The sequence below is a fragment of the Rugamonas brunnea genome, from assembly GCF_014042345.1.
Classification (GTDB): domain Bacteria; phylum Pseudomonadota; class Gammaproteobacteria; order Burkholderiales; family Burkholderiaceae_D; genus Rugamonas; species Rugamonas brunnea.
Map to the genome: position 1 here is coordinate 144288 of NZ_JACEZT010000009.1, position 14322 is coordinate 158609.

Here is a 14322-nt window from a genome sequence, read left to right on the forward strand (position 1 = left end):
AAAAAAGCCGGTGCGACCATGAACTTGCTGACGCTGATGGAAACGGTGGGCGAAAACCAGACCCTGGCCCTGGGCGGCCTGCTGATCGGCCTGTGCTTTGGCTACCTGGCCCAGCGTTCGCGCTTCTGCCTGCGCTCGGCCGTGATCGAGACCTGCCAGGGCCAGCTGGGCGGCAAGCTGGCCATCTGGCTGCTGGCGTTCGGCGCGGCCATCACCCTCACCCAGCTGTTCATCCTGGCCGGCGTGCTCGACGTGCGCGCGGCCCGCCAACTGGCCACGCGCGGCACGCTGTCCGGCGCGTTGGTGGGCGGCCTGCTGTTTGGCTGCGGCATGATCCTGGCGCGCGGTTGCGCCAGCCGCTTGCTGATCCTGGCCGGCACCGGCAACTTGCGCTCGCTGCTGTCGGGGCTGGTGTTCGCGGTGGTGGCGCAGGCGTCGCTGGGCGGCGTGCTGGCACCGTTGCGCCTGGCCATCAGCGACTGGTGGACCATCGATGGCGGCGACGCGCGTGACCTGTTGTTGTGGTTCCACGCCAGCCACGGCATCGGCCTCGCCTTCGGCCTGGCATGGCTGGCCGGCGGGCTGGCGTTCGCGTGGCGCGCCCGGCTGGGCCCGTGGCCGGCGCTGGCCGGTGCTGCCTGCGGCGCCATGGTCGCCTGCGCGTGGCTGTTCAACTACCAGGTGTCGGCCCAGGCGTTCGAACTGGTGCCTGTCAAAAGCCTGAGTTTCACGGGGCCGGCGGCCGACATGCTGATGCTGGTGCTGTCGCCGCCGGGCAAGCCATGGAATTTCGACATCGGCCTGGTGCCCGGCGTGGCGCTGGGCGCCTTCCTGGGCGGCCTCAAAGGACGGGAACTGAAGCTGGAAGGCTTCAAGGACGGCCTCAGCATGCGCCGCTACCTGCTGGGCGCGGCTTGCATGGGCCTCGGCGGCATGCTGGCCGGCGGTTGCGCGGTGGGCGCCGGCGTGTCGGGCGCGGCCGTGTTCGCGCTCACGGCCTGGATCACGTTGTTCGCCATCTGGGGCGCGGCCGGTCTCACCGATTACCTGCTGGACCGGCAACACGCCTGAGCGACACAGCTGTGCGGCACGACTGTGCGGCACGGCTTGCCCCCGCACCTGGGCCGCACACCCCACACATTCACATCCCGCCTTAGCCTCACGCCTTAGCTTCTCATCGGCAGCGCAAAAATCACCGGCCATTTCTTGCTCAATGGCATAATTAGCCACGGAATCCCTCCAGCGCACTCAAGTTCTAGCGCAAAACCTGCGGGACGCGATACACTTGCTCCAATAGCAATTGGTTGACTGTGATTAACAGGTCCGCGCGCCGGACCGCCCTGCCTTACCAGACACGATGCCACGTTTCCAGTTCTCTCCCCGCTCCGCTTGTCAACATTGAAGCGCCAGCGTCCAGCGGGGAAACCAATACCTCCGCACAGCCCTTCGGTTGTGCCGCCGCCCTGCGTGCCTGCGGCCGGCCGGCTGCTGGCCGGCGCATTCGCGCTGGCCACGCTGGCGACCCCGGCCGTCCACGCCGACACGGTGCCCGATAACGGGGGCACCCGCAGTCTCCATGGCGAACAACTGGCCCAGGCCGCCGATACGGCGCGGCGCCCTCGCGTGGCGGCCGGCACGCTGGCCGTGCTCTACCCCGACATCGGCGAACCCTACCGCAAGGTGTTCACCGAGATCCTCGAAGGCATCGAAGACCAGACCCAATCGCGCGTGCACGGCTACCCGGTGGCCGCCAGCGCTGATCCCGCCGAGTTGCAGGCCACGCTGAAAAACAGCGGCTGCCGGGTGGTCATCGCGCTTGGCCGGCAAGGCTTGAAGACGGCCAGCGGACTCGACCTGCCGCTGGGCATGGTGGTGGGCGGCGTCAGTTCCGTGCCCGAGGCCGACAAGTTAAACGGCATCAGCCTCACGCCCGACCCGGCGCTGCTGTTCACCCACCTCAAGAACCTGATGCCCGGCGTGCGCCGCGTGATCGTCGTCTACAACCCGCACACCAATGAACCGCTGATGAAGCTGGCCCGTGAGACGGCCCGCGCCCAGGGGCTGGAGTTGCTGACGCTGGAAGCCACCGACCTGGCCGGCGCCGTGCGCCGCTACGAATCGGCGCTGGCCAGCGCCGACGGCCGGCGCGATGCGTTCTGGCTGCCGCCCGATCCGCTCACCGTGGACGAGGGCGTCATCATGCCGATGTTGCTGCGGGAGTCGTGGAATCGCAACATCGCCATCTTTTCGAGCAGCATCCTGCACGTGCGCAAAGGCGCGCTGTTCGCCCTCTATCCGAACAATTTTGAACTGGGCCGCGACCTGGCCACGCTGGCCCTGGCGCGCCTGAACGGCGACACCGCACGGCGCGGCGTGGCGCCGTTACGGGCGGTGCGCACGGCGCTCAACACCCGCAGCGCCAGCCACATGGGGTTAAATATTTCCACTAGTCAACAGCGTAGTTTTGATGCAATATTCCCCGAACCTTAAGGATATCAAGTTACCCATGTTTTTTGGCAACAAATTTCCTTTAGTTTAACTCGCTTCAGCATATATACTACGGCGTACCTAGGTCCCAAGTCGCAAGGGACGGCAACTGACAGCTGAATGAATACCATGAACCTCCCCGCCGGCCGCCGCGTGCGCGCCTGCATCGCCTTACTGTTGGCCCTGGCCGGCGTCGGCGCGACGGTCCCGGCCAGCGCCCAGCGCGGCGACCAGCCCTCGATCGTCGACCTGCCCGGCACCCATGCGCGTTCCGACGTGGGCGCGCTGATGGACCGCATCGAGTCGGGCAACGTACCTGCGCCCTACCGCCCCGTCACCCTGGCCCAGCTGGAAGACCAGTTGCGCCGGCCCGAATTGCAAGCGTCGATCGGCAAGGGCGGCACCATCGCCGTGCTGTATCCAAACGTGGAGGAGCCGTTCCGCTCTGCCTTCGTCAGCATGATCCAGGGCATCGAGGAGCGCACCAAGCTGCACGTGCGCAGCTACCCGGTGGACCCGCGGGTGGACACGGCCGACCTGAACGCCACGCTCAAACGCAACGGCACCCGTGTCGTGATCGCGCTGGGCCGCCAGGGCTTGAACGCCACGGCCGGGCTGGACAAGGAAATCACCGTGCTGGCCGGCGGCGTGCTGCTGCTGTCGGAAGCCGACAACGTGGCCGGCATCAGCATGACGCCCGATCCGGCCCTGCTGTTCGCCCGCCTGCGCGCCCTGCTGCCGGACCTGAAGCGCGTGATCGTGGTCTACAACCCGCAGAAGTCGGAATGGCTGATCAAGCTGGCCCGCGAGGCGGCCAAGGCCCAGGGACTGGAATTGTCGACCCACGTGGCCGGCGACCTGGCACGCGCGGCCCAACTCTACCCGCAACTGATCGCGGCCGCCGACAACCACCACGATGCCGTCTGGCTGCCGCATGACACCACCACCGTCGAGGAAGGCACCATCCTGCCGCTGGTGCTGCGCGAATCGTGGAACAGCGGCGTGCCCTTGTTTTCGAGCAACGTGCTGCATGTGAAGAAAGGCGCTTTGTTCGCCATGGTGCCCAACAACGTGGAACTGGGCCGCACGCTCGGCGGTTCGGCGCTGGGCGTGATCGCGGGCGACAACAAGCGGCGCAGCCTGACGCCGCTGCGCGAACTGCAGACGGCCATCAATGTGCGCACGGCCAGCCACATCGGCCTGAACCTGGGGTCGCGCCAGCAGCGCAGTTTCGACTACGTCTACCCCCAGCCGTGAAACGTTAGCATCCCATTTGACCCCAGACCACGGTTAATATGTTTCGTCACTACTTACGCCGCACCGGTTTCCAGCATCAACTGACCGTCATCGTATCAGCCGCCATCCTGGTGCTGGCGTTGTTCTCGTCGTTCATGAACTCGTGGGAAGCGCGCTCGCGCATGCGTGAGCACTTCATCGGCCAGGGTCAGCGCGTGGCGGAAAACCTGGCGCGCCAGAGTACGCTGGCGCTGCTGTTCCACTCGCCCGAGAACGCGCGCGACGTGGTCAGCGCCACGCTCGCCTTCCCCGACGTGGTGGGCGTGCAGATCAGCGACGCCAGGCACAAGGTGCTGCTGTCCAAGGTGCAGGGCGAAGCGACGCTCGACGCGGCCGCGCGCCAGGGCACCAGCCTGGCCCACGCCGGCCTGGTCAGCGAAAGCCAGGACGCGTGGCTGTTCGCCGCCCCCGTGTTCGGCGGCCAGGCCGAGGCCTCGCCGTTCGAGCTGCAGGAACGCCAGCCCCAGTTGCTCGGCTACGTGCACGTGCAGTTTGGCAAAGGCACGCTGCAGCGGCTGACGCTGTCGCTGTTGCTGGGCAACCTCGCCATCAGCCTGTCGTTCGCCGTGATCCTGCTGCTGCTGGTGCGCCTGCTCACGCGTCACATGATCAACCCGCTCAACGCCCTGTCCACACTGATGCGGCGCGCCGAAGCCGGTGAATCGGGCATGCGCGCCAAACCGGCCGGCCCGCGCGACCTGATCGAGATGGGGCAAGCCTTCAACAAGATGATGAACGTGCTGGAACAGCGCGAAGCGGAACTGATGGAATCGCGCGACGCGGCCGTCAACATGGCGCAGATGAAGGCGCAATTCGCCGCCACCGTCAGCCATGAAGTGCGCACCCCGCTCAATGGCGTGGTCGGCATGCTCGACATGCTCAAGGAAATGCGCCTCAATCAGCGCCAGCAGGAATGCGTGGACGTGGCGTGGAACTCGTCGCGCACGCTGATCGACCTGATCAACAACATCCTCGACTACTCCAAGATGGAGGCCGGCAAGCTGGCGCTGGAGGAAGTGGACTTCGACCTGCGCACGCTGCTGGAGGAAGTGGTGGAACTGGTGGCCCGTCCGGCCCAGCAGAAAGGCGTGGAAATCGCCTACCTGCTCGACGCGGCCGTGCCGGCCCGCATCACGGGCGACGCGCTGCGACTGCGCCAGATCCTGATCAACCTGCTGGGCAACGCCGTCAAGTTCACGGAACACGGCGAAGTGGCGCTCAGCGTCACCTGTGCCGACGTGGGCGAGACGGGCAACCCCGATGCATCGGGCCAATCGGCCGCGATGAGCGGCCTGCGCTTCGAAGTGCGCGACAGCGGCATCGGCATGAGCCAGGAAGTGCAGCGCCACCTGTTCGAATCCTATGTGCAGCCCGACCCGTCGACCACGCGCCGCTACGGCGGCACGGGCCTGGGCCTGGCCATCTGCAAACAACTGGTCGGCCTGCTGGGCGGCCAGATCGGCGTCACCAGCGTGCCCGGCGCCGGCACCACCTTCGTGTTCACCGTGCGCTGCCAGCCGGCCGCCATCCAACCGGCCACCCCGGCCGACACCACGCTGGCCGGCATGCCGGTGCTGGTGGTGGACGGCAGCGAACTGGTACGCACCTTCCTGCGCCAGGCGCTCGAACGCCACGGCGTGCGCTGCCAGGTCACCGGCTCGGGCGGCGCCGCGCTCAGCGAACTGAAAGCGGCGGCGGCAGCCGGCCAGCATTACCGCGCCGTGATCCTCGACATGGCCGCCACCGACGATGAAGGCGCCGACCTGGCTGGCCGCATCGACGCCACCGGCCTGGGCGCGCAACTGCTGGTGCTGGACCGCTTTGGTCCGGCCGCCGGCGGCACCACCATCGGCGGCCACGCCACGTTGGGCAAGCCACTGCGCCAGGAACGCCTGCTGGCCGCACTGCGCACGTTGCTGGCGGGCCGCCCGGCGCCCGAGCCGCAGCAACTGACGCACGCCGGCACCCCGCCGGCGCGCCAGTTCCGCGTGCTGGTGGCCGAAGACAACCGCACCAACCAGATGGTGGCGGCCGGCATGCTGGCCATGAACGGCTGCGTGTGCGAGTTCGCCGCCAACGGCCGCGAAGCCGTGCAGGCGGCCCAGCGCAGCCAGTACGACCTGATCCTGATGGATTGCAGCATGCCGGAAATGGATGGCTACGAAGCGACGGCCCACATCCGGCTGGCCGAGGAAGCCCAAGGCCGGCGCACGCCGCTGGTGGCGATGACGGCCAACACCCAGCGCGGCGACGCCGAGAAATGCCTGGCCGCCGGCATGGACGATTACCTGGCCAAGCCCATCACCCTGATCGAACTGCGCCACAAGCTGGAGAAATGGCTGCCGCACGGCGCCGACGCGGCCAGCCACGGCACGTCGCCAGCGCCATCGGGCGCCGCTACCGACGCCGAACGCGAGCGCACTGCCGCCGCCGAGCACGCGCCCGCCAGCCCGGTCGACCGGGAGGTGTTCGACAAGCTGCGCGACATCCTGGGCGCCACCCTGCCGCACGCCATCAACCCCTTCCTGGAGGATGCGCCCACCAGCCTGGACGAGCTGGAACAGGCCGTCCTTGGCGGCGACATCGAAACAGCCCGGGCCCGCGCCCATGCGCTCAAAGGCTCGTCGGGCAACCTGGGCGCGACCGAACTGGCGCAACTGGCGTCGCAGGCCGAGCAACTGGCGATTGCCCACAAGGTGGCCGAGATCGAGCCGCTGCTGCCGCAGCTGCGCGCCAGCTACCACGACGTGGCCGAATTCCTGCACGCCCAGTTGGGCAGCGCCACGGCCGACGGCGCCCTCAGCGACGAGGACATGCCGCAAGTGCTGGTGGTGGACGACGACCGCAGCACCCGCAGCACGCTGCGTTATACCTTGCAGCGCGACGGTTTCCGGGTCGAGGAAGCGGCCGACGGCGCCCAGGCGCTGGCCATGCTCAAGCGCTTCCAGCCCGACGTGATCCTGATGGACGCCGTGATGCCCGTGATGGACGGCTTCACGGCCTGCGCCCGCATGCAGGAACTGCCGGGCGGCAGCGGCATCCCGGTGCTGATGATCACCGCCCTGCAGGACAATTCCTCCGTCGAGCGCGCGTTCGCGGCCGGCGCCAGCGACTACATTCCCAAACCGATCCACTACGCCGTGCTGTCGCAGCGCGTGCGCCGCATCATCGAAGGCAACCGGGCCGAGAAGCGCATCCGCCACCTGGCCTTCAACGACCTGTTGACCGGTCTGCCCAACCGCACCCTGTTCTTCGACCTGCTGGGCCAGAGCATCGAGGCGGCCGGCGCGGCCGGCGCGGCCGGCGGCCAGGTGGCCGTGCTGTTCATGGACCTGGACCGCTTCAAGTACGTCAACGACAACCTGGGCCACGACGTGGGCGACCGCCTGCTGCAAGCCGTGGCCCAGCGCGTGCGCCATAGCGTGCGCAACGTGGACACCGTGGCGCGGCTGGGCGGCGATGAATTCACCGTGGTGCTGAGCGACCTCGATGGTCCAGGCGCGGCCGCCGCCGCCGCCCACAACATCTGCCGCATGCTGGCCACGCCGTTCCAGATCGACGGCCATGACATCTTCGTCACCAGCAGCGTGGGCATCGCCATGTATCCGCACGACGGCGCCGACGTCGCCACGCTGGTCAAGCATGCCGACAGCGCCATGTACCGCGCCAAGAAGACCAACACCGGCTTCCAGTTCTACGAAGCGTCGATGGAGCAATCGATCTCCGAGCACGTGCGGCTGGAGAGCGATCTGCGGCGCGCGCTGGAACTGGACCAGCTGGAAGTGTTTTACCAGCCCCAGTCCAGCTTCGCCACCGGCCAGATCGTGGCCATGGAGGCGCTGGTGCGCTGGCGCCACCCGACGCGCGGCATGGTCTCGCCGGCCGAGTTCATCCCGCTGGCCGAGGAAACGGGCATCATCAAGCCGCTCGGCGACTGGGTGCTGCGCACGGCCTGCGCCCAGCTCAAGGCCTGGCACAACGAAGGCCTGCCGCCGCTGCGCGTGGCCGTCAACCTGTCGGTGCGCCAGTTGCTGCAAAAGGACTTTTCGCGCTCGGTGGAAGCGGTCCTGGCCGACACCGGCCTGGCGCCCCACCTGCTGGAACTGGAGATCACCGAAAGCACGCTGATGGAAAACGCGCAGGACACGCTGACGGCGCTGCACCGTCTGCGCTCGCTGGGCGTGCGCCTGTCGATCGACGATTTCGGCACCGGCTACTCGTCGCTGTCCTACCTCAAGCGCTTCCCGGTCGACATCATCAAGATCGACCGCTCATTCGTGCGCGACGTGCCGCAGGACGCGGACGACGCGGCCATCGTCACCGCCATCATCGCGCTGGCCCACAGCCTGCGGCTGGAAGTGGTGGCCGAGGGTGTGGAGACGGCGGCCCAGTTGCACTTCCTGCAGGCACGCCATTGCGACCTGCTGCAGGGCTATCACCTGAGTCCCGCCATTCCGGCGGCCCAGTTCGCGGCGCTGATCCGCCAGCACGAGGCCGGCACCGTGCGCGTTTGATGTGCGTCCCGGCTCAGGCCTGGCTCCAGTAGCGCTCGATGTCGACCAGCCCCCACTGGCTGGCGTCCTCGCGCGACACCACCGCTTCGGACTCCGGCATCAGCGACAAGTCGATGACCTGTGGCGGCAGATAGGTCATCGAGCGAGTGGAGAACAGCACTTTCACCACCGGCCGAAGCAGCGATTTGCTGATATCGACAACCACCGCCAGCCGCCCCGACGCCAGTTTCAGCAACGTGCCGATCGGGTAAATGCCGACGCATTTGACAAAGGCGGTGAAAATGGCCGGGTCGAAATGGCCTTCCTTGCTCCACTCGGCCATGCGCCGCAACGACTCCGCCGGACACCAGCCTGCCTTGTAGGGCCGGTTCGAGGTGATCGCATCGTAAACATCGCAGACGGCCCCCATCCTGGCGTACAGGCTGATCGCATCGCGGGTCAGGCGTGACGGATAGCCGCTGCCATCAAACTTCTCATGGTGGTGCAGGCACACGTCCAGCACGGTGGGCGAGATGCCGCCCACCGAGGCCAGCATCTCGTAGCCGGCCCGGGGGTGGGCGCGCACGCTGGTGAATTCATCATCGGTCAGCCGGCCGGGCTTGTTCAGTATCGCCGGCGGGATGGCCATCTTGCCAATGTCGTGCAGCAGGCCCGCTTCACCACAGGCCTGCACTTCCTGGTCCGACAGCCCGAGCTGCCGGGCCAGCGCGATCATCATCGCGCACACGGCAACCGAGTGCATATAGGTGTAGTCATCCGACGTTTTCAGGCGCGACAGCGCCACCAGCGCTTGCGGATTGCGCAAGACGGAAGCGGAGATCTCCTCCACCAGCGCGCTCGCCCCTTCCACGCTGCTGAGCTGCCCCATGCGCGCCTCGCTGAACATCGAGCTGACCGCCAGCTTGGATTTGGCGATCACCCTGGCGGCGCGGCCAAACTCTTGCGCGACCGAGGCCGGGGCGATCTCCAGCGCCCGCAGCGGTGCGCGCGCGGACGCAGGCGCCGCTGCCGGAGCCGGAGCCGGAGCCGGAGCCGGTGCAGCAGCCATTGGCGCTGCAGGCACATCGTCGGCCAGGTCGTCGCCGCGGTCCGTATCGATGATGAGGTCGCGCACGCCGCTCGCCTGCACGCGTATCCGCAGTTGTTCCGAGCTCACCAGGAACGATTTGGTCCAGAACGGGATGTCGATCCACGCCCCGCACATCTGGTGGATGAACATGCCTGTTTTCACGTTCTCGACGGATATTTTCCGCAACATCTGGGCCTCCTCACATGCCTCTGCAACGCCTTGACGCATGGATTTTAACCCCAAAAATGCTTGATTTGTTAAATTTGATTTTGAAAATTTGTTTAAACGATTTAACAAGATATATATCATTGTTAAAAGAAAAACTGATGAATTTGGTATTTGGTACCGATGACGCGAAGAATTAGTTGCAATTCCGCCACAAACGGCAGAATGCTGCACCGCACTATGAAAAACCGGTTTTTTCAAGACTTCAACTAGAATAATTCTCCTAAATTCTCACGGAATGTCACAAATCCTTTGTTTTTACGCTATCATTGCGCTCTGGAATTATTCGTTACTTCGAAACAAATGTAGTTGCTGTATCGCTATTTCATGTCGGCTCACCCGGATAGCCGATATCGCCTATTCAAAGGAGCTTTACATGTTTGACGCAGTTGAGTTTGAGCAACAAAAGACCGTCCCCGCCGTCCGCGCCCTCCCCGCCGCCCCCCTGCGCACCACCGAACCGATGGACATGGCCGACCTGCTGGTGGCCTACCTGGAACAACTGGAAATCGACTATGTGTTCGGCATTCCCGGCGGCGCCATCGAGCCGCTGTACAACGCCATCGCCCGTAACCAAAGGCGCGGCGGCCGCCTGAGCCACATCGTCGCACGCCACGAAGCGGGCGCCGCCTTCATGGCCGACGGCTATGCCCGCGAGACGGGCAAGATCGGCGTGTGCGTGGCCACCTCCGGCCCCGGCGCCACCAACCTGATCACGGCCGTGGCCACCTCCTACGCCAACGGCGTACCCATGCTGGTGATCACCGGCCAGCCGGCCCTGCCCTCGTTCGGCAAGCACACCTTGCAGGAATCGACCTGCACCGGTATCGACGTGATGGGCATGCTGCGTCCCTGCACGCGTTACAATTCCCTGGTCTCGCATCCGCTGCAATTGGAGTGGAAACTGCTTACCGCACTGCAACATGCGACCCGCGCGCCACGCGGCCCGGTGCACCTGAGCGTGCCGGTCGATGTGTTCCGCGCGCCCAGCATGCAAAGCGCCCCGGCCTATGACCTGCCAGCCCTGCTGCGCCCGTCCGCGCTGGTCGACAGCCAGGCCGTGGAAACCCTGCGCACCATGATGGCGGCCTGCCGCAACGTTGTGCTGCTGATCGGCGGCGATTGCGGCGACGCCATCCACCCCATCCTGCAGTTCGCGGCCCTGAAAGGCGCCACGTTCGTCACCACGCCCGACGGCAAGGGACTGGTCAGCCCCCAGCACCCGCTGTACCGTGGTGTCTTCGGCTTCGCCGGCCATGCCTCGGCCGAGGCGGCGCTGCGCGACCCGTCCGTGGACCTGATCCTGGCCGTGGGCGCCAGCATGGGCGAATGGAACACGGGCGGCTGGAACGACAGCCTGCTCAACGAGCGCCTGGTGCACATCGACGAATCGGAAGAACACCTGGCCCGCACGCCCATGGCCCGCTTCCACATGCGCGGCAACCTGCGCTCCATCTTCGACTGCCTGGTCGAGCGCATCCACGCCAACCGCCAGGCCGATGTGGCGGTGGAACGGCGCCTGGCCGCGCGCGAACTGGCGGCGCTGACCTGGGACCCGGAATCGCTGCTGGCCTCGCCCGAAGCCTTCCACAGCGACGCCACGCCGATCAAGCCGCAGCGCCTGATGTATGACCTGGGCCGTTTGTTCCCGCCCACCACGCGCTACCTGGCCGACGCCGGCAACAGCGTGGCCTGGGCCACCCATTATCTGCAACCGCGTGACCGCCGCATGGCCGGCGGCGGCAAGGCCCGCCAGGAAGCGCACGACCTGCGCGCCACCAACGGCGGCTGGCTGCGCCTGACCACCCATTTCGCGCCCATGGCCTGGGCCATCGGCGCGGCCGTGGGCACGGCGGCCGGCAACCAGAACGCGCCCGTGGTCTGCATCACGGGCGATGGCAGCATGCTGATGAGCGGCCAGGAAATCTCGGTGGCCGTGGCCGAACAATTGTGCGTGGTGTTCGTGGTGCTGAACGACCGCGCGCTGGGCATGGTCAAGCATGGGCAGCGCCTGGGCGGGGCCGAGCAGATCGGCTACGCGCTGCCGCCCACCGATTTCGCCATGCTGGCCCGATCGCTGGGCGGCCGCGCCCACACCATCCACTCGCCGGAGGACATGGCGGCGCTCGACATCAAGGCGATCTGCAACTACCCGGGCCCCACGCTGCTCGACGTCCATATCGACCCCGAGGAAGTGCCGCCGATGAACAGCCGCCTGCGCGTGCTGCAGGAAGGGGTGTAAGCGATGGGCAAGGCGGAACCATTCCTGCACGCCGACGCCCACGCGGCGGCCGGCGGCGCCGTGCACGGCAAGCTGGCCGGCAAGGTGGCCCTGATCACGGGCGGCACCAGCGGCATCGGCCTGGCCAGTGCCCGGCTGTTCCAGGCCCACGGCGCGCAAGTGGCCGTCACCGGCCGCAGCCCCGAAGGCCTGGAGCAGGCCGGCGCCGCGCTCGACGGCCAGGCCCTGGTGCTGCGCAGCGACGCGGGCAGCGTGGACGAGATTGAGGCCGTGATGGCCGCCGTCAAACAGCGCTACGGCCGGCTGGACGTGTTGTTCATCAACGCCGGCGTGGCCAGCCCCGCGCCCATCGAGCAGGTCGACGAGGCCAGCTTCGACGCCCAGATCGGCGTCAACCTGAAAGGCGTGTTCTTCACCATCCAGAAGGCCTTGCCCCTGTTCGACGGCCCGGCCAGCGTGATCGTGACCACCTCCATCACCAACCGGCTCGGCTCACCCAACTTCAGCGTGTACGGCGCGGCCAAGGCCGGCCTGCGCTCGCTGGTCAAGTCGCTCGGACTGGAGCTGATCGGGCGCGGCATCCGCGTCAACGCCATCAGCCCCGGCCCGATCGACACGCCCATGTTCGACCGCCTCGGCCTGCCCGACACCGTCGCCGCCGCCAAGAAGCAAGCCATCGCGGCCAAGTCGCCCAGCGGCCGCTTCGGCAGCGCCGACGAGGTGGCCAAGGCCGCCCTGTTCCTGGCCAGCAGCGATGCCTCTTATATGGTGGGCGAGGAAGTCATCGTCGACGGAGGCATGAGCCTCCTATGATCGCCTCCACCACGACCACCGCGCCGCGGCCCGACGCGGCCGACCTGATCCACACCCGCATCTGGCACGAGACGCCGGAACCAGACAATCCCTTCGCCACCCGCAACGCGCTATGCCGTGGCTACGACGTGTTCGGCCAACTGGTCGGCCGCGCGCGCTGGGTCGAGATGCTGTACCTGCTGCTGCGCGACGAGCAGCCGGCGCCGTCAGCGCTGGCCATGCTGGAAGCGCTGGCCGTGGCGCTGGCCAATCCCGGCCCGCGCGACGCTTCCGTGCACGCGGCCATGTGCGGCGCGGTCGGCGGTTCCACGGCCGCCGCCAGCCTGATCGCGGCGCTGTCGGTGGGCGCCGGCCGCCACGGCGGCGCGCGCGACGTGTACGACGCGATGGTGCTGTGGCAAACCTGCGGCCCCGACCTGGCCGCATGGCGCCGCCACCAGCAAACCCAGGCCGAAGCGCCCATCGACCCGTGGCCGCAGAGCGCACGCCTGCCCGGCTTCGACCCGCACGGCAGCTCCACCCCGACCGTGGTGCGCCAGTTGCTGGCCACGCTGGTCACGGTGGGCGGCGACAACGGCCACGGCTACACGGGCTGGCTGCTGCAACAGCTCGATCATCTGCCCGCGCTGGCCGGCCTGCCGCTGGCCATCAGCGGCGTGGCCGCCGCCGCGCTGTGCGACCTGGGCCTGACCCCGGACGAAGGCGAAATGCTGTACCTGCTGCTGCGCCTGCCAGGCGCGGCGGCCCACGCGCTGGAACAGAAGCATGGCGGCTTCAAGCGCTTCCCCTTCTATCCGGTGCACCTGGCCACCCCGGAGCAAGCCGGCGAGGTGGCGGCATGAACGGCCCGGACCTGCTGCGCCGCCACGCCGGCCGCCTCGATACCAAGGTCGGCGCCTGCTATCCGGGCAGCCACGCCATCTTCCGTGGCCACGACCTGCACCGCGACTTGCGCGAACTGGACTGGGTGGATCTGTACGTGTTCGGCATCACCGGCCGGCGCCTGACGCCGGCCCAGGTGGCCATGCTGCACGCGATCTGGGTCTGCACCAGCTATCCGGACGCGCGCCTGTGGAACAACCGGGTCGCGGCGCTGGCCGGCAATGCCCGCAGCAGCGCCAACCTGGGCATCGTGGCGGCCCTGGCCGTGTCGGAGGCGACCGTGTACGGCGGCCAGGCCGGCATGCGCGCCATCACCTTCCTGCAATCGACGCGCCAGGCCGTGGACGGCGGCGCCGAACTGGCGCCGCTGGTGCTGGCCGAGGCCCGCGCGCGGCGCGTGTACGGCTACGGGCGCCCCATCCACGCCACCGATGAGAGGTTGCCGTGGATCATGGAACTGGCCCGGGAGCATGGGCTGGACGACGGGCCGCACGTCAAACTGGCGTTCGACGTGGAGAAAGTGTTGCTTCCACACTACCCTCAGTTGCGTATGAACTACGCTTCGCTGCATGCGGCCCTGATCGCCGACATGGGGCTGTCGCCACGCGAATACCAGCTGTTGCGCATCCCCACATTCCTCGCAGGCATGCCGCCTTGCTTGGTGGAAGCGGCCGAAAAGCCCGAGGGCGCGCTGTTCGCCACCCCCTGCGACGGCGTTGCGTATGCGGGACTGCCGCGCCGCGCGTGGCCCGGCGCAGGCAACTGACGGTGCATATTTTGAACATTTGCCGTTT

The 14322-nt window shown here is 67.4% G+C and carries 9 protein-coding genes; 8 read left to right on the plus strand and 1 reads right to left on the minus strand.

All coding sequences use genetic code 11. The features are described 5' to 3' along the window. Positions 1-18: 18 nt before the first annotated feature. The 4 genes from H3H37_RS15085 (at position 19) to H3H37_RS15100 (ending at position 8297) form a co-directional block, all read left to right on the plus strand. Positions 19-1071 carry a YeeE/YedE family protein gene (locus tag H3H37_RS15085; RefSeq protein ID WP_182163889.1) on the plus strand — a complete coding sequence of 351 codons (1053 nt, stop codon included), beginning with the start codon at positions 19-21 and terminating at the stop codon, positions 1069-1071. A 396-nt stretch (positions 1072-1467) separates the two neighbouring features. Then, the gene (locus tag H3H37_RS15090; RefSeq protein WP_311197509.1) at positions 1468-2490 is read left to right on the plus strand and encodes an ABC transporter substrate-binding protein; all 1023 of its coding nucleotides are present in this window, start codon (positions 1468-1470) and stop codon (positions 2488-2490) included. A 126-nt stretch (positions 2491-2616) separates the two neighbouring features. Continuing rightward, positions 2617-3744 carry an ABC transporter substrate-binding protein gene (locus tag H3H37_RS15095; RefSeq protein WP_229218854.1) on the plus strand — a complete coding sequence of 376 codons (1128 nt, stop codon included), beginning with the start codon at positions 2617-2619 and terminating at the stop codon, positions 3742-3744. Between the two features lie 38 nt (positions 3745-3782). After that, entirely contained in the window at positions 3783-8297 is a 4515-nt protein-coding gene (locus H3H37_RS15100; RefSeq protein WP_182163893.1) for an EAL domain-containing protein, read from the plus strand. Positions 8298-8310: 13 nt separating this feature from the next. Here H3H37_RS15100 and H3H37_RS15105 read toward each other — a convergent pair whose 3' ends face one another. Beyond that, positions 8311-9555, minus strand: coding sequence for an HD-GYP domain-containing protein (locus H3H37_RS15105; protein WP_182163895.1), 1245 nt, complete (start codon positions 9553-9555; stop codon positions 8311-8313). A 412-nt stretch (positions 9556-9967) separates the two neighbouring features. Here H3H37_RS15105 and H3H37_RS15110 point away from each other — a divergent pair, with 412 nt between their 5' ends. From H3H37_RS15110 to H3H37_RS15125, 4 genes are read left to right on the plus strand one after another with little or no spacing between them, the layout of a single operon-like run. Further along, a complete protein-coding gene (locus tag H3H37_RS15110) occupies positions 9968-11833 on the plus strand; it encodes a thiamine pyrophosphate-binding protein (protein ID WP_229218855.1) in 1866 nt (621 codons plus the stop codon). Positions 11834-11836: 3 nt separating this feature from the next. Next, the gene (locus H3H37_RS15115; RefSeq protein WP_182163897.1) at positions 11837-12646 is read left to right on the plus strand and encodes an SDR family oxidoreductase; all 810 of its coding nucleotides are present in this window, start codon (positions 11837-11839) and stop codon (positions 12644-12646) included. Next, positions 12643-13488 carry a citrate synthase family protein gene (locus tag H3H37_RS15120; protein ID WP_182163899.1) on the plus strand — a complete coding sequence of 282 codons (846 nt, stop codon included), beginning with the start codon at positions 12643-12645 and terminating at the stop codon, positions 13486-13488. Before H3H37_RS15115 ends, H3H37_RS15120 begins: the two co-directional genes overlap by 4 nt. Further along, the gene (locus tag H3H37_RS15125; protein ID WP_182163901.1) at positions 13485-14294 is read left to right on the plus strand and encodes a citrate synthase family protein; all 810 of its coding nucleotides are present in this window, start codon (positions 13485-13487) and stop codon (positions 14292-14294) included. Before H3H37_RS15120 ends, H3H37_RS15125 begins: the two co-directional genes overlap by 4 nt. Positions 14295-14322 lie beyond the last annotated feature (28 nt).